The organism is Corynebacterium epidermidicanis, assembly GCF_001021025.1.
GTDB lineage: Bacteria > Actinomycetota > Actinomycetes > Mycobacteriales > Mycobacteriaceae > Corynebacterium > Corynebacterium epidermidicanis.
On the sequence record NZ_CP011541.1, the window covers coordinates 539279 to 561856 of the forward strand.

19 protein-coding genes are annotated in these 22578 nt (G+C 57.7%); 12 read left to right on the forward strand and 7 right to left on the reverse strand.

Annotation, left to right across the window (positions count from 1 at the left end; all coding sequences use genetic code 11):
• Positions 1-20 precede the first annotated feature (20 nt).
• Complete coding sequence (locus CEPID_RS02565; protein WP_047239631.1) at positions 21-353, forward strand: DUF3017 domain-containing protein; 333 nt, start codon at positions 21-23, stop codon at positions 351-353.
• On the opposite strand, the gene metX is transcribed toward CEPID_RS02565, so the two are convergent.
• A complete protein-coding gene (gene metX, locus CEPID_RS02570; RefSeq protein ID WP_047239632.1) occupies positions 321-1457 on the reverse strand; it encodes a homoserine O-acetyltransferase MetX in 1137 nt (378 codons plus the stop codon). The two genes, CEPID_RS02565 and metX, sit on opposite strands and share 33 nt — an antisense overlap.
• Positions 1457-2773 (reverse strand): O-acetylhomoserine/O-acetylserine sulfhydrylase, encoded by a 1317-nt coding sequence (locus tag CEPID_RS02575; RefSeq protein WP_083984340.1) that lies wholly within the window; start codon positions 2771-2773, stop codon positions 1457-1459. Before CEPID_RS02575 ends, metX begins: the two co-directional genes overlap by 1 nt.
• Before the next feature lie 363 nt (positions 2774-3136).
• On the opposite strand from CEPID_RS02575, the gene CEPID_RS02580 reads away from it, so the two are divergent.
• A complete protein-coding gene (locus CEPID_RS02580) occupies positions 3137-5401 on the forward strand; it encodes a carbon starvation CstA family protein (RefSeq protein ID WP_047239634.1) in 2265 nt (754 codons plus the stop codon).
• Complete coding sequence (locus tag CEPID_RS12805) at positions 5388-5567, forward strand: YbdD/YjiX family protein (protein ID WP_083984341.1); 180 nt, start codon at positions 5388-5390, stop codon at positions 5565-5567. The genes CEPID_RS02580 and CEPID_RS12805 overlap by 14 nt, the downstream gene beginning before the upstream one ends.
• Before the next feature lie 12 nt (positions 5568-5579).
• On the opposite strand, the gene CEPID_RS02585 is transcribed toward CEPID_RS12805, so the two are convergent.
• Positions 5580-6767: a saccharopine dehydrogenase family protein gene (locus CEPID_RS02585; RefSeq protein WP_047239635.1), complete on the reverse strand. Its 1188-nt coding sequence runs from the start codon at positions 6765-6767 to the stop codon at positions 5580-5582.
• 423 nt (positions 6768-7190) lie between these two features.
• On the opposite strand from CEPID_RS02585, the gene CEPID_RS02590 reads away from it, so the two are divergent.
• The 4 genes from CEPID_RS02590 to CEPID_RS02605 are packed head-to-tail and all read left to right on the forward strand — an operon-like array spanning position 7191 to position 11256.
• Entirely contained in the window at positions 7191-7424 is a 234-nt protein-coding gene (locus CEPID_RS02590) for a hypothetical protein (RefSeq protein WP_047239636.1), read from the forward strand.
• 3 nt (positions 7425-7427) lie between these two features.
• A complete protein-coding gene (locus tag CEPID_RS02595; RefSeq protein ID WP_052843319.1) occupies positions 7428-8819 on the forward strand; it encodes a glycosyltransferase family 2 protein in 1392 nt (463 codons plus the stop codon).
• A 5-nt stretch (positions 8820-8824) separates the two neighbouring features.
• The gene (locus tag CEPID_RS02600; RefSeq protein ID WP_047239637.1) at positions 8825-9460 is read left to right on the forward strand and encodes a family 16 glycoside hydrolase; all 636 of its coding nucleotides are present in this window, start codon (positions 8825-8827) and stop codon (positions 9458-9460) included.
• 26 nt (positions 9461-9486) lie between these two features.
• On the forward strand, positions 9487-11256 hold the full coding sequence (locus CEPID_RS02605; RefSeq protein WP_052843321.1) for a DUF2334 domain-containing protein: 1770 nt from the start codon (positions 9487-9489) through the stop codon (positions 11254-11256).
• A gap of 9 nt (positions 11257-11265) precedes the next feature.
• On the opposite strand, the gene wecB is transcribed toward CEPID_RS02605, so the two are convergent.
• Entirely contained in the window at positions 11266-12414 is a 1149-nt protein-coding gene (wecB, locus tag CEPID_RS02610) for a non-hydrolyzing UDP-N-acetylglucosamine 2-epimerase (RefSeq protein ID WP_047239638.1), read from the reverse strand.
• A gap of 450 nt (positions 12415-12864) precedes the next feature.
• Here wecB and CEPID_RS02615 point away from each other — a divergent pair, with 450 nt between their 5' ends.
• Entirely contained in the window at positions 12865-13776 is a 912-nt protein-coding gene (locus CEPID_RS02615; protein ID WP_158408013.1) for a DUF2599 domain-containing protein, read from the forward strand.
• 1165 nt (positions 13777-14941) lie between these two features.
• Here the strand turns inward: CEPID_RS02615 and CEPID_RS02620 are convergent.
• Positions 14942-17158 (reverse strand): NADP-dependent isocitrate dehydrogenase, encoded by a 2217-nt coding sequence (locus CEPID_RS02620; protein WP_047239640.1) that lies wholly within the window; start codon positions 17156-17158, stop codon positions 14942-14944.
• Positions 17159-17297: 139 nt separating this feature from the next.
• Between CEPID_RS02620 and CEPID_RS02625 the strand changes: the two genes are divergently transcribed.
• The 3 genes from CEPID_RS02625 to CEPID_RS02635 all read left to right on the forward strand — a co-directional run bounded on the left by CEPID_RS02625 (position 17298) and on the right by CEPID_RS02635 (position 20202).
• Complete coding sequence (locus CEPID_RS02625; protein WP_236684279.1) at positions 17298-18530, forward strand: MFS transporter; 1233 nt, start codon at positions 17298-17300, stop codon at positions 18528-18530.
• 120 nt (positions 18531-18650) lie between these two features.
• Positions 18651-19286: a hypothetical protein gene (locus CEPID_RS02630; protein ID WP_047239641.1), complete on the forward strand. Its 636-nt coding sequence runs from the start codon at positions 18651-18653 to the stop codon at positions 19284-19286.
• Between the two features lie 10 nt (positions 19287-19296).
• Positions 19297-20202, forward strand: coding sequence for an exodeoxyribonuclease III (locus CEPID_RS02635; protein ID WP_047239642.1), 906 nt, complete (start codon positions 19297-19299; stop codon positions 20200-20202).
• On the opposite strand, the gene CEPID_RS12390 is transcribed toward CEPID_RS02635, so the two are convergent.
• Both CEPID_RS12390 and panC read right to left on the reverse strand, forming a co-directional pair.
• Positions 20193-20516 carry a thiol-disulfide oxidoreductase DCC family protein gene (locus tag CEPID_RS12390; RefSeq protein WP_052843324.1) on the reverse strand — a complete coding sequence of 108 codons (324 nt, stop codon included), beginning with the start codon at positions 20514-20516 and terminating at the stop codon, positions 20193-20195. The genes CEPID_RS02635 and CEPID_RS12390 overlap by 10 nt on opposite strands.
• A complete protein-coding gene (panC, locus tag CEPID_RS02645) occupies positions 20513-21406 on the reverse strand; it encodes a pantoate--beta-alanine ligase (protein WP_047239643.1) in 894 nt (297 codons plus the stop codon). Before panC ends, CEPID_RS12390 begins: the two co-directional genes overlap by 4 nt.
• A 132-nt stretch (positions 21407-21538) precedes the next feature.
• Between panC and trpS the strand changes: the two genes are divergently transcribed.
• Positions 21539-22567, forward strand: a complete 1029-nt coding sequence (gene trpS, locus CEPID_RS02650) for a tryptophan--tRNA ligase (RefSeq protein WP_047239644.1) — start codon at positions 21539-21541, stop codon at positions 22565-22567.
• Positions 22568-22578 lie beyond the last annotated feature (11 nt).

Consider the following 22578-nt stretch of genomic DNA (forward strand, 5'->3'; position numbering starts at 1 on the left):
TGCGGTAAAGCAGTTCTTTCGTGCCCCGACAGCGCCGGAACCAGTTGGCGAATCCTCACGACGTAGGACTCGCCCCTTCCCGCCTACCCAAACAAATCCAATTCTTTGGTCTCGCCGCCTTGGCGGTGCTGTTGGTGGTGGCATTGGGGTATTTCGTCACCGAACACTGGCGTCGAGGCACCCTGGTATTCGGCGTAGCGGTGCTGTGGTTGGCGGTGCTTCGCCTGGCTTGCGATTCCGGGGTGCTGGGGGTTTTGGCAGTCCGCTCTCGTCGATTCGATTTTTGGTTCACCACGGGGTTGGGCTGCGCAATCGTCTACCTAGCTGTGTCGATCGACGCCCTCGGCAGCTAATGGCCGATCGCCTTGCGCGCGCAGTAGCCGAAAGAAGCGCCGCATGATTTGATCCAGCTGTCGCGTTTCCGTCAAGAACGCATCATGCCCGACTGGCGAGGTGATCTTTGCCATCCCCAGCAGGTTGCCTACATTGCGCGAAAGGTGTTCCTGCTGGTGGTAGGGGTACAGGATGTCGGTGTCTACGCCAACGATGAACGTCGGCACGCTCATCGACGCCAGTGCCTTGTTCAATCCGCCTCGCCCCCTACCGACGTCATGGCGGTTAAGGGCCTCGGTGAGTGCGACATAGGAGCCGGCATCGAATCGCGCCAGCAGCTTCTGCGCCTGATAATCCAAGTAGCTTTCCACCGCAAAGCGTTCGTCGGCAGAGCGAAACACTCCGAGTGGTTGTTCGCCTTCCTGCGGGTCAGTGCCAAAGCGCTCGTCGATTTCCAGCTCGCCGCGGTACGTCAAGTGAGCTAGTTTGCGTGCGGTCGCCATCCCGGCGTCGGGGGAAACGCCCGTGCTGTAGAAGTCCCCTCCGAGCCAATCTGGGTCTTTTTCGATGCTTGCGATTTGTGCGCATTGGATCCCGATTTGCCACGCGCTCGCTCGCGCCGACACTGCCAGCACCAGAGCAGCCGTTGTCATTTCGGGATACATCAACGCCCACTCGAGCGTTCGGGCGCCACCCATGGAACCGCCGATCACCGCGGCCAGGCGATCAATTCCCAGAGATGTCAGCAGCTTGTGATCTGTGGCGACGATGTCGCGGATGGAAATCGCAGGGAAACGAGAGCCCCAAAATCTGCCATCGGGGTGCGGAGACGATGGTCCGGTCGAGCCTTGGCAACCACCCAGCGCATTGGTGCAGATCACACAGTAAACATCTGTGTCGATCGCCAGACCCGGACCGATGAGCCCGGCCCACCAGTCCACGGCATTGGCATCGCCGGTGAGGGCGTGGTTGACCAGAATCACGTTACTGTCGGTCGCGGTGACGCGTGGGATGCCCCAGAACCGGAAGGCGATATGGACATCCCGAATCACACCACCAGCCTCTGTGGTGACATCGCCGATCCGCCGGACCTGCTGCTCGCCGGGGGTGCCGAGGCTGAGCATTAGACCGCGTCCAGAGCCTGGCGAAGATCAGCGAGGATATCGTCGATGTCCTCAATGCCGACGGACAACCGTACCGTGGCCTGGGTGACACCAGCGCGGGCGAGTCCGGCCTCGTCAGACTGAGAGTGAGTGGTCGAAGCTGGGTGGACCACCAAGGAACGGACATCACCAATGTTGGCGAGGTTGGAGTGGAGGCGAAGGGCGTCGATAAAGCGCCAGGCCTCTTCGCGGCCGCCGTCGATGTCAAAGGACAACACGGAGCCGGTATAACGCAGGCCGAGCTTCTGCTTGACTTCGTGCCATGGCGACGTCGGCAGGCCAGCAAAATTCACTTTGGTGACCTTTGGATGCGCTGCCAGGAATTCTGCGACGGCCTGGGCATTGTCGTTGTGCTTGGCTACGCGCAAGCTCAGGGTGTCGAGACCCTGTGCCGTGACCCAGGCATTGAATGGGGATGGCGTGGCGCCAGTGTCGCGCAGAATACCGACCCGGGCCTTGAGCCCGAAAGCAGGTGCGCCGAGGTCGGCATATTTCAGGCCGTGGTAGGCCGGATCTGGGGTGACGAACTGTGGGAACACGGGCTTGCCGTTGCGCTCGACGGTCCAGTCGAGTTTTCCGCCGTCGACAAGCACGCCGCCCAGGCCGGAGCCATTGCCGGTGTAGAACTTGGTCAGCGACGCCACCACGATGTCGGCGCCGAGTTCGAGTGGTTTGACTGCAGCGGCGGTGGCAATGGTGTTGTCGATGATCAGTGGGACATTGTTGCGGTGCGCGACTTCGGCGACGGCTGGGATGTCCAGGACGTCAGCGATCGGGTTGCCGAAGGTCTCGCCGTAGAAAGCCACCGTGTTTTCCTGTACTGCGTCCTGCCAGGACTGGGGATCATCTGGGTTTTCTACGAAGGTGGTTTCGATACCCAGGCGTTTGAGGGTCACCTGGAAGAGGGTTTCCGTACCGCCATAGAGGCGTGGGGAGGTCACGATGTGGGACCCGGCTTCAGCGAGGTTGAGGATTGCAGCGGTTTCCGCTGCCTGGCCTGAGGCGAAAAGAACTGCGTGGACACCGCCTTCCAAGTTGGCGATGCGGTTTTCTACTGCCTCGACAGTCGGGTTAGTCAGTCGCGAGTAGACCGGGCCGGCATCCTCAAGGGCGAAACGCTGCTTGGCGTGCTCCGCGGAGTCAAACACGTAGGAAGAAGTGAGGTAGATCGGGAGGTTACGTGCTTTCACGTCAGAATCGAGTGGCTGTTCGGCGTGGATAGCGCGGGTGGCAAAACCCCATTCAGCTGCATTTTCGTTGCTGTACTTAGTCATGATCGTGTCCTTCGTTTGTGATTCGAGAGTGGGTAAAACCAGCTTGGGTAGTGCAGCATGTTGGCCGCTGCGCGGGGCCTCACCAAAGCTTGTTACACACCATAGCGGACAGCTTGGTCTATGTAAACCGCTTTGTCTATTTTTCTGTAAAGTTGCAGGTTAATGGCGTAAAATATTCATACCGCTCAGTCTGTGAGCTGCGCGGTAGGTAGCTGTGATCTACCCATGGCTAGAAAGTAGTTGTGCCCTGACCTGATCCATAGTTGACTTGTAATTAGTTCAACTCGTCGGTGGAGATACCCAGCATTCACAACCCGTGTGCGCAGAGTGCTCCCAGCAACTGGATACCGAAAGGGGAGTGCACACATGAGCAGCACTCTGGCAGTACCAAAAGACGTCGAATTGCTTCATTCCGAAGCCACAGACTTGCCGGTTGGGGTCGTGGATAACCGGCCAATGAGCACCAAAAAGAAAATCATCATTGCGGTGTGCGGACTTCTTGCAGCGTTGGGCTGGGGAGCGATCGCCACCGCGCGCGGAGAAACCGTCAATGCGGTGTGGCTAGTTTTCGCCGCCATCGGCTCGTATATCATCGCGTTCACGTTTTACGCGCGCCTGATCGAATACCGCATTGTCCAGCCCAAAGACAATCGCGCCACTCCGGCGGAATACCTTCAGGATGGCAAAGACTTCCTGCCTACCGACCGTCGCGTGCTTTTCGGACATCACTTCGCTGCGATCGCTGGAGCCGGACCGCTGGTCGGTCCCGTGATGGCAGCCCAAATGGGCTACCTACCGGGCACGCTGTGGATCGTCATTGGTTGTATCTTGGCGGGCGCGGTGCAGGATTACCTCGTGCTGTGGATCTCTACCCGTCGCGGTGGCCGCTCCATGGGACAAATGGTGCGTGATGAACTCGGCGCATTTGGCGGGTTTGCCGGCATTATCGCCGTTATCGCCATCATGATCATCATTATCGCGGTGCTGGCGCTCGTAGTGGTGAACGCGCTAGCGGAGTCGCCGTGGGGCGTGTTCTCCATCGCGATGACCATCCCGATCGCTCTGTTCATGGGCATATATCTGCGCTTCCTGCGCCCGGGACGCGTGATGGAAGTCTCCCTCATTGGCGTTGTTTTGCTCCTGCTCGCCATCGTCGCCGGCGGCTGGGTAGCCGAAACATCGTGGGGCCAAGATTGGTTCACGCTCAGCAAACTCACCCTGGCTTGGTGTTTGATTATTTATGGCGTCGTTGCTGCGATTTTGCCAGTGTGGCTGCTGCTTGCGCCGCGTGATTACCTCTCCACCTTCATGAAGATCGGCGTGATCGGCATGCTGGCCGTGGGTATCGTTATTGACCACCCTGAGGTGCACATGCCGGCGGTGACTGAGTTCGCGCGGACGGGGCAGGGGCCAGTCTTTTCCGGAAACCTCTTCCCGTTCTTGTTCATCACCATTGCCTGTGGCGCGCTTTCGGGTTTTCACGCGCTGATTTCCTCCGGCACGACTCCGAAGCTGGTGGAGAAGGAATCGCAGATGCGCATGATCGGCTACGGCGGCATGCTCATGGAGTCGTTCGTGGCTATCATGGCTCTGATTACGGCCGTGGTTATTGACCGGCACATGTACTTCGCCATGAACGCACCAACCGCGTTGACCGGGGCGAACCCGGAGATGGCGGCGGCTTTTGTCAACGGACTGGGACTACCTGGCGACGGCATTACTGGCGCCCAGCTCACTGCCGCAGCCGAAGCAGTTGGCGAGCACACCATCGTTTCTCGTACTGGTGGCGCCCCAACCTTGGCATTCGGCATGTCGCAGATTCTTACCAGCATCGTCGGGCATCCTGGTATGCAAGCATTTTGGTACCACTTTGCGATCATGTTTGAGGCGTTGTTCATCCTGACTACCGTCGATGCTGGTACCCGCGTGGCACGCTTTATGATGACTGATACCTTGGCTAACGTCCCAGGGCTCGCCAAGTTCCGCGATCAGTCTTGGACGGTAGGCCACTGGATTTCCACCATGTTTGTGTGCGCACTATGGGGCGCCATCTTGATCATGGGTGTTACGGATCCGCTTGGTGGCATCAACGTGCTGTTCCCGCTGTTCGGTATCGCAAACCAGCTCCTCGCAGCCATCGCGCTTTCGCTCATCGTGGTGATCGTGGTGAAGAAGGGGCTGCTGAAGTGGGCCTGGATTCCAGGGTTGCCGATGTTCTGGGACCTCATCGTCACCATGTACGCCTCCTGGCAGAAGATCTTTTCCGACGACCCAAAGGTGGGCTACTTCGCGCAGCACAACCGCTTTGCCGAAGCCCAGGCTAAGGGGCTACACGAATTTGGCACCGCGAAAAGCCCGGAGGCTATCGACGCCGTGGTCCGCAACACCATGATCCAGGGCATGCTCTCGGTAATCTTTGCCGTGCTTACCTTGATTGTGGTGCTGGTAGCCATGTGGGTATGTGTGCGAACGATCGCAGCGCAGCGACGCGGGGAGGCTACGCCTACCAGCGAAGACCCGGATGTTCCATCGGAGTACTTCGCACCTATTGGCATGGTAGCGACGGACGTCGAAAAGCAGATCGAGGCGCAGTGGCAAGCGCGTGGCCCGGTGGCGCATGCGCACACTTAAAGCAGTGTGGTGGTGGCTCGGGGAGCTTGTTGGTGAGCGGGAGTATGAAAAGTACGTGGCTCACCTGCGGGCTAGACACCCCGGGCACCCGATACCTAGCGAGCGAGAGTACTTCCGCCAGCGCTTCGCGGAAAAGGACGCGAACCCAGGCGCGCGCTGCTGCTAACTAAACCTGCTGCTAACTAAACCGCATGCCGTTGCGGTGAAGCGCTTCCACGTATGCTGAGCCGAGAGCGGTGGCGGGGGTGAGCACCCCAGAGCGCTGTGGCAGATCCTCGGGGTGCGCTGCGAGCAGCACCGCCGCCTCGGCCAGCATCATTGCCGTGACCTTGTAGCCGGGATCGCCCTCAGCCTGGACCCGTGCGGAGTGCAGGCTTCCGTCGGTGGCCCGGCCATAATGCGTGATGCTAAAACCACCCTTATTGATGTCTTTCGGGCCCTCGCCGGCGACGGGGAAGATAGCCTTGAGAGGTTTACGGAGGCTATCTGTCATGACGGCCGCGAAACCCAATTTGACCGCAGTGTCCAGTGCACGTGCCTTAAGCATTCCGGCAAGTCCAGTGCCTGTCGGCATGACCTCGCGGTAGCGCAGGTGTGACCCATATGCGTAATCCTGCAGGGTGTTGGAGCGCCGGACGACGCGCGTGTTAAACATCGCCATGAAGAATGGGCCGGTCCACTGCCGGATGAGCTGGTCGAAGTGGACCTCGAAATCTGGTTGAGGCCCCAGGTCCGGTTCTTGTTTGTGATCGGGGGAAAGCGAATATGGGCTATGCAAGATGGCGCCACCATGAGGCATCCGCTTCGCATCCGCGCTGACTTCGCGCATCGAGTCGACGGTGCCTCCGGAAAGGCCTCCGCGGAGGTCTTCGACAGCCATCGTCACTGCATCAAACTGTTTCCCGGACTTTTGATGCAGGTGAAATAGCCCCATGTCACTGGGGACGGAGTCAAAACCGCAGGACGGAACAATTTTGGCGTTTGTGCGGCCGTGCCAGCAGTCAATGATCCTGCGGATGAAAAGTGCTTCGCCGCATAGATCGACGTAGTGGGTATTATGCTCGGCGCAGGCGTCGACGAGCATATCGCCGTAGCGGGTGTAGGGGCCCACCGTGGAGATCACAACTTTTGTACGAGCGGTGAGCTCATCCAGCTTCGGCTTGTCGGTAGCATCCGCGATGATGAGGGGGATGGAGTCCGCACCGATGTCTTTACACAGGGCTTGCAGTTTGTGTTCATCGCGCCCGGCAAAAGCGATCCGGAGCTGTGGGTGCTGCTCAATCAGGTAGGCCGCGGTGGTCTTACCAACGAAGCTGGTGGCGCCAAAAAGGACGAGGTCGAAGTCGCGGGTCTCTTGGGAAGTCATGACCTTCACTGTATCGGTAAAACAAGGTACGAGTGGGACGGCGCATGAGCGGAAAATCGCTTAAAGATGCCCGCGGCCTATTTATTTTGCATTAAGTTCAGTCTTATTTATGGGGGTATTTTCTGGGGGCTAAATTTAGTTCCGACTACCACGGTGGGTAGGGTTGGGGAATTTTGAAATCTCACACTATTGCTGGTCGAATGCGGTGGAAAACGTTTTGAAAGTGTGGGATCGGACTTAAACCCACACCTTCGACTTTGGGGATACCTTTAGCGGTGAAACATATATATGGATTGATTATTTGGCCAATGTTAAGTTTTTGAGTCGTTGAATACACTCTTGACCACCATTTATCCGATGGGCTGCGTAAATTACGTCTTTCGGAGAGCCATTTTTAAGCTTTAGATGAGGGGATGTAAGTCAATGTTGGAAAATGTGTCCGCAGTAGAAGATATCCTTCTTAATTTTTCTCGGCTTTTGCTGGAAATCGGTGCAACGCTAGTGCTCGCCGGCATTATCGCGATGGCAATCATTCTGCTGCTCACGTGGCGGCCAAAGACTACCAAGATGGCCATGGTGGAGGCCTATCGAGCAGAAATGATGGTTCGGGCCGAGTTGATGCACACTGGCGTCGACAAGCGCCACGCGCAGGTGTAGCGCATGGTCAGTTTCCGAGGCGAGATTTACGATATCGTCCTATTAGTTTCGGTCGCAGCTATCGTGCTGTCTTTGGCTTACCTAGCCATGTTACTAGTGCTCTCGCGCGTTAAGAAGCCCAAATGGCGCCCGCGGAACTATGACAGCTGGACCGGTACCACTCCGGAAATCGTCTTCGTGATGCCCTGCTTGAACGAAGCCACCGTGGTGGGTGCCTCCCTGCAGCGTCTGTTGGCGATGGACTACCCGCGGCTGAGCATCGTCGTCATCGACGATGGTTCCGACGACGGCACCGGAGACATCGTCAAACAAGTTGCCGACCCCCGCGTCCACCTGTTCCAACGCACCCTCCCCAATGCCCGCAAAGGCAAGGGCAAAGCGCTTAACGACGCCTTCCAGTTCATTTACGACGGTGGCATTAATCCCCATATCGACCCGGAAAACACCATCCTGGTCGTCGTCGATGCTGACGGAAGAATGGATCGACGATCCTTGGACTACGTCATTCCAGCCTTCGACGATCCGATGCTGGCCGGGGTGCAAATCGGCGTGCGGATCAACAACCGCGTCAGCAACATGCTCGCGCGTATGCAAGACCTCGAGTTTGTGCTCTATACGGAAGTTTTCCAGCGTGGTCGAGTCAAACTCAACAGCGTCGGGCTGGGTGGCAACGGGCAGTTCGTGCGCCTTTCCGCACTTCGTCTCCTGGGACGTGACCCCTGGAGCGACTCCCTCACTGAAGACCTCGATCTAGGCATCCGACTGCATCTGCTTGGATTCCGGCTCGACTACTGTCCGGAAGTAGCGGTGCACCAGCAAGGACTGGAAGACCTTGGGCGTTGGATTCGCCAGCGGACCCGTTGGTTCCAGGGATACTTGCAGGGCTGGAATCAGGTGGCCAATATCCTCGTTCGGCTCTGGGGCACCGCACGCATCGACCTGTTTTGGACAATCGCCAGTCCAATCCTGCTGTTGTGCGTCACCTTCTTCACCGCCTCGTTCCTGGTCTGGCTCGTGGCATTCGGAATTGGGTTTGCGCGGGGAACGGCACACTTTGGTTGGCAATTCCTGGTGATTTACCTCCTAGCCTTCGGCCCAACCCTGGTGTTGAGCTTTCTGTACCGCAAGAATGAGCCGCAATTGGGCATCGTGAAGGCGCTGCTGCTTGGGCACGCTTACGTGTTCTATGCACAGCTGTGGGGAATCGCGGGGTGGAAAGCCGTGTGGAACCAACTACGCGGGCGCACGGGTTGGGCAAAGACTGAACGGGTGGCTGAAGTTCCAGAGGCGGAAACCCCAGAGCTAGAAGCCGAACGGCAACCGGCCCTAGAGCCGGGGCCCATCCCGCAGCCACTACCCGATGCTCGCGCGACGCACCTGCACAAGGAACACTAGGGGACATGTGGAGAAAGATACTTGGCGTCCTAGTAGGACTGGTGGCGATGGTGTCAATCAGCGCGTGTAGCCCAGGCACAGATGACAAATGGCACGAAGGAAAAACCTACGGTCAGTGGCACCTCGCTTTTGACGGGCATGGGGCAGTGACCGGCAACGACGCCGAAGTCCAGATGTACCCAAAGTCTGCCGAAGCTGCGGAAAACACCCATGCCTGCCTGGTGCACACCGAGAAGAAGTTCGCCGAAAACGTGGACTTCTCAATCAATGTACGCACCGAAGAACAAGTACGGCGCGGCACGCCAAACCCCTGGGAAGTGGGATGGGTGCTGTGGAACTACGAGAACAACGAGCGCTTCTATGCTCTCGCTCTCAAACCCAATGGCTGGGAACTGTCTAAGCAAGACCCGGCCTACCCGGGCAGCCAGCGCTTTTTGGCCTCTGGCCACGAACCTGGCTTTGCCATCGGTACGGAAAACCACGTTCGTGTCAGCCAGCACGGAAGCACCGTCCGATTCTGGGTCAACGGCACCCAACTCGGCGAATTCACCGACACGGAACGCCCATATTTAGGTGGCGCGATCGGACTTTATACCGAAGACGCACGAGTCGTTTTTAAAGATTTGGCGGTTGAGCCTTAACACTAAAACTAAGGAGTACAGCGAAATTGGAAGCGAAAAAGCTAGATCAAAAGCGTCAACGCACCAACGTAGTCCTCGGGGTGGTGGTAGCGCTGAGCGTGCTCGTCGCCACGATCGTCATCTTTTCCTTCACTGATCGGGATTTGGAAAAGGGCACCGAGTCGGCGCTGGTGCGAACCTTTGTTCAGCCTTATCGCAACACCGCTGACATCCAAGGCTCCTACCAAAGCTCTACCTTTAGCTCGACTTATGGCACCCCAGGCGGCAAACGCACGCTCGTGCTCTACGATGACTCCGCCTCGGACAGTGAAGTGCTCGGCATCCTCGCCGCGAACCTGGCAACCCACTTCGGTACTGCAACGGTGCAGCCCATTGGCGCATACACCGCAGGGCAGATCGCGGACTTTGATGCCGTGGTCTACCAAGGCTATGACTACAACCAAGTCATCCCGGATTCACTGCGCACCGATATCCGCACTACCGAAAAACCCGTCTTGTGGGCAAACGCCAACCTGCGGAAACTAGCCGGGCCCGCCGGGAGTCCCGAGGCAGCCGAGTTTGTGGAGCACTACGGGATAGATCCGCACGCTTTCACCCTCAACGAGGCCGACAAAATCAACACAGTCCGATACAAAGGACAAGAACTGTCCCGAAATGAAAACAGCAGGGGAATGCAGGTGCCGGCCGTCGTGAAGCCTGAGCTCGTGCGTACGCTGGGCGAGGCCGTGTGCGACGGCACTTCCTGCACCGGCACTGAGCACAAAGAATTCCCTTGGGCAACGCAAAGTGGCAACCTCATCTACGTTGCCGATTTGCCTTTTGAATGGCAAGAAAATGGTTCGCACTACCTCGCCTATGCTGACCTGTTTTACGAGATGCTTGATCCGCACGCAGCTCCCTCTGCGAAGGCCGCGGTCCGCATCGAAGACGTCAGCCCCAAATCCAACCCCGCCGACTTGCGACGCGTCGCCGACTACCTCGGCTCTCGAGGTATCCCATTTCAGGTAGCGGTAGTACCCATCTACATTGGTCCGAAAGCTAACCCAAAGGACGACCGCGCTATCGGACTCGAGCTCAAAGACACCCCCGAAGTCGTCGAAGCGCTCAAATATATGGAATCCAAGGGTGGCGAGCTCATCCAGCACGGCACCACCCACCAATTCGGTAACACCCCAAACCCTTACCCGGGCGCGGCCACCACTGCCGACTACGAATTCATCCGTTCCCAATGCAGCACCACCAACACGCCACCGTGGACTTTCGAGGACTGCCAGCAGAATTCGTGGGTCCAGCTCACCGGCCCGCTTATCGACGACCGTGTCAGCGACCACACCAAACGCATCGAAGTGGGGAAGAGGGCTTTCGAAGCCGCAGGATTGCGGGTGCCAGAGGTTTTCGAGACCCCGCACTATGGCGCAACGCCGAACGCCTACGAAGCGATGGGGCAGCAATTTGCCTACCGATACGAGCAAACCGAATACTATGCAGGCCTCGTATCGGGCCAGAAGCAGGACTTTAGGACCTCTCTCACCCAGATCCTGCCTTATCGGGTCACCGATGTTTATGGGGCTACAGTCTTGCCGGAAAACATCGGTAACCCATCCATCGAGGACCTCAACAACCACGCCGCTCGGCCACCGGCACTGCTGGTGGACAATGCAGCAAAGAACCAGGTGGTGCGCCAAGCCACGGCTAGCTTCTTCTTCCACCCGTTCCTTGACACCGCACTGCTAGCCGAAATCGTCGACGGCATCGAGGGGCTGGGCTATGAATTCGTCCCAGCCCGTGAGCTCTAAGACTGGCGGTTAAACGCTAGCGAAATCCGGCAGGCGCTCGCCGATGCCTAGTAGTTGGGCGATGGCTGCGACGGTGCGGGCGGCGGCTTTGCCGTCGCCGTAGGGGTTGACGGCGTTGGCCATCGCTTCGTAGGCCGCTGGGGTATCCAGCAGGATCTTAGCTTCGGAGACGATGCGGTCTTCTTCGGTGCCGATGAGTCGGACGGTGCCTGCGGTAACTGCTTCGGGGCGTTCGGTGTTTTCCCGCATCACTAGGACAGGCTTGCCCAGCGCGGGTGCTTCCTCTTGCACTCCACCGGAGTCGGTGAGCACGATGTGGGCGCGTGCCATCAGCTTGGTGAACTCGTTGTAGGGCAGCGGGTCAGTGACCAGGATGTTGTCGCGCCCTTCGATCTCCGGGAAGACTGCTGCCCGGACTTTAGGGTTCAGGTGTGCAGGTAGCACGAAGACGATGTCTGGGTAGTCTTCGGACAGTCGGCGCATAGCCCGGCCGATGTTGGCCATCGCGTCGAGGTTTTCACGGCGGTGGGTGGTAAACAGCACGATCTTGGCATCGGAGTCTGCTGCTGCTTGGAGTCGTTCGTCGCTGAATGTGGTATTCCAGGAGGTTGCTTCCAGGAGTGCGTCGATGACGCTGTTGCCGGCTACGACGATGTCGGCGGAGCGGAAGTCCTCGCGCTGGAGGTTGCGTTTGGATTCTTGCGTCGGTGCGAGGTGGAGGGCTGCGACCTGGCCGATGATTCGGCGGTTGGCTTCCTCGGGGAAGGGGGAGAGGATGTTGCCGGTACGTAGTCCTGCTTCGAGGTGGACGATTTTCACGCCGCGGTTGAATCCGGCGATGGCTGCTGCCATGGCGGTGGAGGTATCGCCCTGGGAGATGATGATGTCGGGTTGTTCCTGCTCGATGATGGTGTCGAGGCCTTCGATGGCGCGGGCGACGATGCCGTTGAGGGTTTGTCCAGGGCGCATGATGTCCAGGTCGTGGTCTGGGGTGATGCCGAACTGCGCGTTGACCTGGTCGAGCATTTCCCGGTGCTGGCCGGTGGTCACCGCGATCGAGGTGAAGCGCTCATCAGCCTCAAGGGCTTTAATCACCGGAGCAACCTTGATCGCCTCCGGGCGAGTGCCGTAGACGGTCATAACCTTAGGAGCAGACATAAATTATCCTTGAGCAGCGTTGATGCCAGTAGAGTCTCTATCGAGTATAGGTGCTCAGGCCCGGGCTCGATGTCTTGGCGAGCGCTACGGTGGTATCCCTGTTTGCGACGTTCTCTGGAAAAGGTTTTCCTGTAAGGAGGAGTCACTTGAACGTGACGAACTGAAGCATGCTGACTGGGTCTGGCTCGTCGTCTCCGCACGTGGACTAGCCCGTGTGATGGCACTCGATGCATATGACCTCGGAGACTAGGGCGACTATGACTTCGGAAAATGTGAAGAAGTTGGGTTAGCAATCCGTTATCGATTAGTTATCGATAATTCAACTCGGGTTTATTTTCATCAACATATGGTTGAAGGTGTCCGTTCCGTTTTTTCAAAGGAGGAAACTGGTGAAACAGTCTCGCGTGTTAGTTTTTTTTGGCATCACTTTCACTGATGCTGAGTCCGTCAGTGGCGGATGCACAGGAAAGTCATGAAGTGACACCTGAGCAGATTGCTGATTTGATTGGGGTCGATTATCGGCCACAAATTCATGAGGAAGACCGCGCTTCGACCCGTTCGGCGGATGCGAGTGATGATCGAAACGTGAAGCTGCGGACGACTGCTGGAGATATCGAGCTTTCAATTCCAAAGGGAACTCAAAATGCTTCTAAAACCGCAACCGGCATTGGTGATCGGTCGGTGATGTTTGATCAGGGGGACGACACGGTTGCTACGGTAACGGCCTATCCAGATGAAAGCATGCAAATGCACTCGGTCATTTTGTCTCCGACTGCGCCGCACGAGTTTCGCTACGACGTTTCGTTACCTGCTGAGGTCTCAATGTCAAAGAATGAGGATGGTGGCATTGATTTTGTTGACTCGAAACAGAATTTTGTTGCGGGGATTGCGCCGGCATGGGCTCGAGATGCCGAAGGTAACAGGGTTTCCTCTGAGTACGACGTCGTTGGAGATTCGATCGTGCAAAAGGTAGCTACGGTATCTGCCGATCAATACCCGGTTGTTGCGGATCCATTCCTTGGTAAGCATCTGTTTAACAACCTTTGGCAAGGTGAATGGAATGGTGACGCGACCTTCAATGGGACAGTTTCTCCCTGGGGAGCCGTAGTAATGACTGGCGGAGGCGGAGTTGGTGGCTACGTTGCCGGGCAAGCAATAATGCGCGATGCAGGGTGGAAAGAATGGGAAGCGGCATTCCCCGATATCAATTCCAAAGCATCTGTTCGCCAACAATATGAATGCCATATTCTAGCTGGGACCCTCGGTCTGCCATATACCGGCGAATACAACCTTGAGCGGGCACGGCCTGACAAGGGAGATTGGGCCTTGACTCCCCACCAACACCATTGCAATTGGGAATAACATTGAAAAAGATATCTACGTCGAACTTGCTTTGGCTTTGCGGGTTGATCGCTGGAGTACTGTCATTTGTTGTGTCGATCATTGCTAATGGCCTCCACTACCGGGCGCATGAGCATGATCCTGGGGCAAAAGCATCCTACACGCCCCAATGGATCCTAAACTGGCACTATTTTTCTTTGGCCTTCATCGTGATTTGCCTAATCGGACTGCTGTGGACCTGGTGGAGGAGGCGTCAACAATCCTAAGGCCACAGTTTTCATCTCAACAGGGGTTCATTAACCTGATGTAAGTCGGTAGTGATTGCTGGAGTTGTGCCGACTTCGAACGGTGAGATTTATCCCTGTCAGTGGCGTTGTGGCCTCAGTCCGGAGCGGTTTCCTAAACCGCTCCGGATATCGAGCTTGGTATCGATCCAGTTCATACTGCCTTGTTATCCACTTGTTTTGCCAGGTTTCGCCGAAGGCCTCACTCGGAGTGAAATCTCCAGTTCTGGTGCGGACCTTTTTTGGTTTTGTGACGGTCCCCAGCGCTTCATCCAGGCGCGTGCTGATTCAAGATCCCTAAAAATTCCGGGATGAGTGGGGTGTGTTTTAATCGTTGCGAAACCGACTCCGAATACGAATTATATTTAGAATCCCACGGCCTCGAATTCGATGGTTGTGCCCCGAACTGTCCAAACAACTCCTTGTCCTCACGAGGGATCATGGCAGCACCATTTTCGGCATGAATCACACCTGGTATAGACACATTAAAAGGGGCAAGTCCGGTGGAATAGTATCTGGTGGAATGGTGTACGAACCCTTTTCGATCTAACTGGGGTTATGTCATGAGCTTGGGTAGGAGTAGACATTACGCGGCGATCTCCTTTCCAGCCGAAAGCAAGATGCTTTCCAGACTCTGCCAAGACAATTTTGCGGTTGTGTGTCGAAGAAAGCTCGGGAGCAGGCCGATCGGGGATGCTGCGACAGCATTTCGGCATCAGAAGCAAGAAACGAGCAAGAAAACGTTAGTGCAGGTAAAAGCAGGTTTCTGGTGTGAAAAGTGTCGATTTTGAGCAAGTTTTCGGCGAACGGAGCAAGAAACGAAGCATGCTGTGCTGCATGCGAAAAGCCGCCCCCACCAACGACGTGGTGAGTGGCGGCTATCGGCGCAAATAAGATGAAGTTTACTTCTTCAGTGCGTCGATGATTTCGTTGAACTTCGCTGATGGGCGCATGACTGCGTTGAGCTTGTCTTCGTCTGGTGCGTAGTAGCCGCCGATTTCCACTGCCTTGCCCTGAACATCCAGGAGGTCTTTTTCGATCTCGGTGGAAGCTGCAGCCAGAGAGGCAGCCACCGGCTGGAAGATGCCGGCCAGCTCAGCGTCTTCAGACTGGGAAGCCAGTTCTTCTGCCCAGAACTTGGTTAGGAAGAAGTGGGAGCCACGGTTGTCGATTTCTCCAGCCTTGCGGGATGGGGAGAGGTTCTCGTCGAGAAGCTTCTCGGTGGCCTTGTCGAGGGCGTCGGCAAGCACGGCAGCCTTGGCGATACCAGCGGTGTTAGCGAAGTGGCGCAGGGACTCAGCCAGCGCGAGGAACTCGCCGAGGGAGTCCCAACGCAGGTGGTTCTCGTTGACCAGCTGCTCGACGTGCTTTGGTGCGGATCCGCCAGCACCGGTCTCGAAGAGGCCACCACCAGCCATGAGCGGAACGATGGACAGCATCTTCGCGGACGTGCCGAGCTCGAGGATTGGGAAGAGGTCGGTGTTGTAGTCACGCAGGACGTTACCGGTGACGGAGATGGTGTCTTCGCCGCGGCGGATGCGGTCGATGGAGAACTTGGTGGCCTCGACTGGGGACATGATGCGGATGTCCAAGCCATCGGTGTCGTGGTCCTTCAGGTACTTCTCCACCAGGGAGATGAGGTTGCGGTCGTGAGCACGCTCGGTGTCCAGCCAGAAAACGGCTGGCATGCCGGAGAGGCGGGAGCGGGTAACGGCGAGCTTGACCCAGTCCTGGATTGGGGCGTCCTTGGTCTGGCAGGCGCGCCAGATGTCGCCCTCGGAAACCTCGTGCTCCATGAGAACTTCACCAGCGCCGTTGACGACGACAACCTTGCCGTCAGCTGCGATCTTGAAGGTCTTGTCGTGGGAGCCGTACTCTTCGGCCTTCTGAGCCATCAGGCCGACGTTAGGGACGGTGCCCATGGTGGCTGGGTCGAATGCGCCGTTCTCGCGGCAGTCATCGATGACCACCTGGTAGATGCCAGCGTAGGAGGAATCAGGCAGCACCGCGAGGGTGTCCTGCTCCTCACCAGCAGCGTTCCACATGTGGCCAGAGGTGCGGATCATGGCTGGCATGGAAGCGTCCACGATGACGTCGGAAGGAACATGCAAGTTGGTGATGCCCTTGTCGGAGTTCACCATGGCAACCGCCGGGCCCTCAGCCAGACCCTTTTCGAAAGCAGCCTTGATTTCTGCGCCGTCGTCGAGAGACTCGAGACCGGAGTAGATGGCAGCCAGGCCGTTCTCGCCGTTCAGGCCGGCAGCCAGCAGCTGCTCGCCGTACTGAGCGTAAACGTCAGCGAAGTAAGCGCGAACCACGTGACCGAAGATGATTGGGTCGGAGACCTTCATCATGGTGGCCTTGAGGTGGGTGGAGAAGAGCACGCCTTCTTCCTTGGCGCGCTTGATCTGCTCCGTGAGGAAGGCGTCGAGGGCAGCTACGCGCATGACGGTGGCGTCGATAACTTCGCCCTCGAGGACCTTCAGGCCCTCCTTGAGGACTTCCTCAGAGCCGTCAGCCTTGATCAGCTTGATGGTAAGTGCATCGGCAGCTGGCATGATGACAGACTTCTCGTTGTGGCGGAAGTCGTCGGCAGCCATGGTGGCCACGTTCGTCTTGGAGTCAGCGGTCCACGCGCCCATGCGGTGTGGGTTCTTCTTAGCGAAGTTCTTCACCGCGATCGGTGCACGACGGTCAGAGTTACCCTCACGCAGCACTGGGTTCACGGCCGAGCCCTTGACTGCGTCGTAACGTGCGCGGATGTCCTTTTCTTCGTCGGTTTCAGGAGCATCTGGGTAATCCGGCAGCTGGTATCCCTCGGCCTGCAGTTCCTTGATGGCGGCCTTGAGCTGAGGCACAGAAGCCGAAATGTTAGGCAACTTGATGATGTTCGCCTCAGGAGTCTTGGCCAACTCGCCCAGCTCAGCCAGAGCATCGGCAACTTTTTGCTCCTCGCCCAGGTAATCCGGGAACTGAGCCAGGATGCGGCCAGCCAGCGAAATGTCGCGGGTTTCTACCTCAATGCCGGCGGTGGAAGCGAAGGCCTCAACAACTGGCTTCAGCGAGTAGGTCGCGAGCAGTGGGGCTTCGTCAGTGCGGGTGTAGATGATTTTTGCCAATGTAACTCCCTAAAAAAGTGTGTAGTACAAAGCTCAAGTTTAGCTGTACTTGCCCGCTTGTCGACGGGTAGGGGTGCGCATCGGGGCGATTCAGCACGCAACATGCGTCGGGGAAAGAGAGCGGGTAGCGTGAGCGAACGTGAATTCCTTGCCACTGCCTCGTCGTCGAGCTCTGCCGCTGCAAACCGAAATTTCTCCGCTTCATCGTTCGATCGTGATGTTCGCAATTGCACTCGGCGGCTTTGGAATTGGCACCACGGAATTTGTCTCTATGGGTTTGCTTCCCCTCATTGCTGCCGACTTTCAGATGACGGAGGAAGAAGCTGGCCGGATTATTGCGGCGTATGCGTTGGGGGTCGTGATCGGCGCGCCTGTGATTACCACGCTGACGGGTCGGATTCCTCGGCGGCGTCTCTTGCTTATTCTGATGGCGTTCTTCGTGTTGGGAAACGCACTGTCGATGCTCGCTCCGAGTTACGGGTTGTTAATCTTGGCCCGGTTTATCGCCGGTTTTCCCCATGGGGCATACTTTTCGGTTTCGGGGCTCTGTGCCGCATCGATGGCGCCGGCGGGTCAACGCGGGCGGGCACTCGCGTTGGTGGGGATTGGGTTCTCAGCTGCCACAATCGGCGGGGTGCCCCTGGCGCAGTGGCTTGGCCAAGTTGTGCACTGGAAAGCGGCATATGGCGTCGTCGTGACCGCCGGGGTTTTGACCCTGCTTGCGCTGTGGTTCTTCATGCCCCACATGACGGAGATGAAATCAACCTCTCCAGCTACCGAACTGGGCGCTTTGGCCCGCAGTCAAGTCTGGTTAACCCTGGCAATCGGCACCGTGGGCTTTGGCGGGATGTTCGCGGTGTACACCTACATCGGTTGGACGATGACCGATCCGACTCGCGCAGCGATGTCTGCCTCCCTCATTCCGTTTGTACTGGCGGCCTATGGTGCCGGTGGTTTGGTGGGCAACCTGTTTGGAGGGCACCTAGCAGACCGAAATTTGGAACTTGGCATTGGCTTTGTCTTGAGCTGCATCGCTATCACGCTGGTTTGCTTCTATTACCTGTCCGCCTGGGTAGCGGGCGGAATGGTGCTTTTCGCACTGCTCGGCTTGTTTGGTTCGGCCCTTGTGCCTCAGTTGCAGATCCGGCTCATGGATGTCGCGGGTGATGCCCAAACACTGGCAGCCGCCCTCAACCACTCAGCGCTCAATATGGCCAACGCAGCTGGAGCTGCCGTCGGCGGTGCACTCATTGCCTCAGGATTGTCTTATGCTTCCCCAGCGTTGGCTGGCGCAGCCATGGCAGGCGCCGCTCTTCTGGTCTGGTGGGCTGCCGTAACAACTCGGGCCAAGACCCGCGCACACACCCTGTGAGATGTATTAATAAAGCACAGGTTTTTGCTCGTGCAAGCATTAGGATAGTTTTACGTAATTGACGACCCCGCCTTTTCACGCTCGGCCGTGAACGAACTCGGCCGAGTAGGAGACTGGTACATGAAACGCAGATCGACACTTGCTCCAGAGCAAGAGACTCCCAGAGTGGAGTGTTGGGGTGCCTTCTGTGGCGCGTGCTCCTTGTTGGCCCAGTTCTTCACCAGCTTGATGAGCAGCTCAGCAGAGCGACCAAGCGACCTTTACTTCATATTAATTGCCGTCAATTCCATTTTGTTTGTGCTCTCCATAGCCTGTTTTGTCGTATTTTGGCGTCGTGACATGGTTTGGGCATTATCCATGTTCCTATTGGGGTTGGTGGGAACCAGTGTTTACCAATACGAAATGCACACCATGCCAGAGATGGTGGAAAACTTCGCCACAGCCGAGTACCCCATCCGGCTCTCTCAGCTGATTCTGCCATTAGGGTTGATCCCAATTTCCGTGTTGTGCTTTCATGACGACCGCGTCCCTAACTTGTTGGCGTACTTCTTTGCGATAAACGCGACCTGCTGGTTCACCCTAAGCGCAGTCAACGGCAACGTATCGGCACAAGTGTTCTGGGCCTTCATGACGGACCTTTCCGCGCTGATCGCCAATGGCGCGTTGTGCACCTGGATGATCTACCTTGGTTCGAGTGTGTTGAAAGCGCCGGCGAAAGGCGAATCCGGAGGAAACACACCAGTGCCCGCAAGTTAAGCTGTGAGTCATGACTTTCACAATTAGCACCGTCAACGTCAATGGAATCCGCGCCGCGGTGAAGGAACGAAGCGAAGAAAACAAGGGTTTTCTTGCCTGGCTCAACGAATCTACCAGCGATGTGGTGCTGCTCCAGGAAGTGCGCGCCAGTGAAAAGCAAACCTTGGACGCCCTAGCCCCTGCGTTGGATGACGGTTGGCACTACATAGGCGCTGAAGCATCAGCGAAAGGGCGCGCCGGGGTGGGGATCCTGTCGCGCAGCCCGCTCACTGAGGTCAAGGTTGGTATCCCAGGTTTTGAAGAAGCAGGCCGCTACATTTCGGGGACTCTCTCCGAAGAAGGCATCACGGTGGCATCATTGTACTTGCCGTCGGGAAGCGCGGGCACCGAAAAGCAGGACGAAAAGTACCTGTTCTTGGATGTGTTTGAGGACTATCTCGCTGGGCTCGCTCAGGCGCACCAGCAGATGGTAATTGGTGGCGACTGGAACATCTGCCATCGGCAACAGGATTTGAAGAACTGGAAAACCAACCAGAAGAAGTCCGGGTTTTTGCCTGATGAGCGGGCGTTCATGGATGCCGTATTCGGGTGTTACCCGGATGAGGAATCGCAAGTGGAAGCGCACGGGGAGTTCCTTGGTGCGGTGGATTATGTTGCCAGCAAGCCACGTCGTCAGCCGACTACCCAGCCTGCTTGGTTCGATGTCGCCCGTCGGCTCAACCCGGAAGATGCCGCCTACACCTGGTGGACGTATCGAGGTCAGGCTTTTGACACCGATGCCGGGTGGCGGATCGACTACCAAGCCGCCACTGCCGCGATGTTGGAAAAGGCTGTGCTTGCGTGGGTGGACAAAGCAAACGCTTATGATTTGCGCTGGTCAGATCACTCGCCGCTGAACGTCACCTATCAGATCTGACAGCTAGATACGCCCACTAGCGGGCCGAGTCGGTGGCGGTTCATTGCGACGAGACGATAAATGATCGCCGCCGGAGGTATGCCCACTACGCGGCCCAAAAAACGGATCAGGGCGGTTCGCCCGTGGCGGAGCAACGCGTGGCTGATCCCGCGGTGCCCGAGGAATTCCTTGCCGTTGTCGTCGACGTAGTAGGCGTTTCGTTGGATGTAAAGGCCACGGCCTGGGGCTGTGGTGAGGTTGGTGGTCATGCGACGCAGATGACCTACGGCCCAGGTGCAAAAACCGCAGTCCGCGTCGTAGTAGAACACGCTCATGACGGACGGGGCTGGCCGGTAACTTCTTCGGAGCCGAAGTCGATGCCGACGTTGTCGAGTAGTCGAGTGCTGCCAATCCGGGCTGCTACCAGGAGCCGGTTGGCTCCTCGCGGGTCGACGTCGCCAAGCTGCGCCCCGCGCAGTTCCAGGTAGTCCACAGCAATGCTGGGCTGCGCCTCGAGCACTGCTTGGGCCGCAGCGAGGACGGCCTCGGGACCCTGGCCAGCGTGGTAGGCACCCGCCGTCAGCGCGGCCGAGAGTGTTAAGGCGAGCTCGCGCTGCTCAGTGGACAGGTATGCATTGCGGGAGGACAGCGCGAGGCCGTCGGTTTCGCGGACGATAGCGGAACCGATGACCTGGACATCCAGGTTGAGGTCGGTAACCATCTGTTGGACCAGCAACAATTGCTGATAGTCCTTTTCTCCGAAGATTGCGTGGGTGCAGTGGGACAGCTGCATCAGTTTGTGGACGATCGTCAACATGCCAGCAAAATGGCCCGGCCGGGATGCGCCCTCCAAAATGTCGCCGAGAGGCCCAGGAGTAATCATTGTTCGTGGCCCGTGCGGGTACATCTCCTCAGCTGCGGGGGCAAACACCGCATCCGCACCAATTGCTCGCAGCTTTTCGACGTCCGTTTCCAACGTACGCGGGTAGGCAGCCAAATCTTCACTTGGGCCGAATTGCGTGGGGTTGACGAAAATACTCACCACGACCAGCGCACCGGGGATCCGTTTAGCTTGCGTCACTAAGGAAAGGTGACCGGCGTGCAGTGCACCCATGGTGGGCACAAGTACAACGGGTCGCGCGAGTTTTCGCCATGCGCGCGTGAGCTGCGCGATCTCGGAAGCTGCGTGAAACACGGTGGCCTGGCCTGGTTGGAAAGTGCTCATGGCTTCCACATTGTAGTGTGGCGTTACCGTGGCGTTTCACGTCGGCTGCGCTCGGGGAACCGGCTGGCTGCGGTGCGCGTTTGGGTTAAGTTATGGCGAACCAAGCAGACGAAGGCGATAGACTAAGACACCATGAGCGAACAGGTATCCGAAAAGAAGAAGCGCGTCCTTTCTGGAATTCAGCCGACGGCAGATTCCTACCACCTGGGAAATTACCTGGGTGCTTTGAAGCAGTGGATTGATCTCCAAGACGATTACGAGGCGTTTTACTTCATCCCGGACCTGCACGCGATCACGGTGGATCAAGATCCCAAGGAGCTGCGCGAACGCACCATGACCGGCGTAGCACAGCTGCTAGCGCTCGGCATTGATCCGGAGCGCTCGACGCTTTTTGTGCAGTCCCACGTCCATGAGCACGCGGAACTAGGCTGGGTGCTTACCTGTTTGACCGGTTTCGGCGAGGCATCGCGGATGACCCAGTTCAAGGACAAGTCCGCCAAGCGGGGTGCGGATCGCACTTCGGCTGGTTTGTTCACCTACCCGATGCTCATGGCCGCTGACATTTTGCTGTACCGCCCACAGGTGGTTCCGGTAGGTGAAGACCAGCGCCAGCACCTGGAGCTCACTCGCACCCTCGCAGAGCGGTTCAACTCGCGGTACAAGAAGACCTTCGTGGTGCCCGAGGGCCTCATTCCGGAAGGTGCCGCCAAGATCTACGACTTGCAGGAGCCTACTGCGAAGATGAGCAAATCGGGCGCCAACCCGAAGGGCCTCATCAACTTGCTGGATGAACCGAACATTTCGGTCAAGCGCATCAAATCCGCCGTGACCGATAACGACGGTGAGATCCGCTATGACAAGGAAAACAAGCCCGGGGTATCCAACCTGCTGGTCATTCAGTCTGCCCTGACCGGAAAAAACATTGATGACCTCGTGGCGGGGTACGCGGGCGCCGGGTACGGAGCACTGAAGACGGACACCGCCGACGCGCTGGAGGCCTTCACCACGCCACTTCGCGAGAAGTTCAACCTCTATATGTCTGATCGTGGCGAATTGGAGCGGGTCCTCGCCCAAGGAGCGGAGCGAGCTTCCGAGATCGCATCGCGCACGCTTGCCGACGTCTACGATCGCGTTGGTTTCCTCGCTCCGCGTGGCCGCTAGCTTGCGACGGC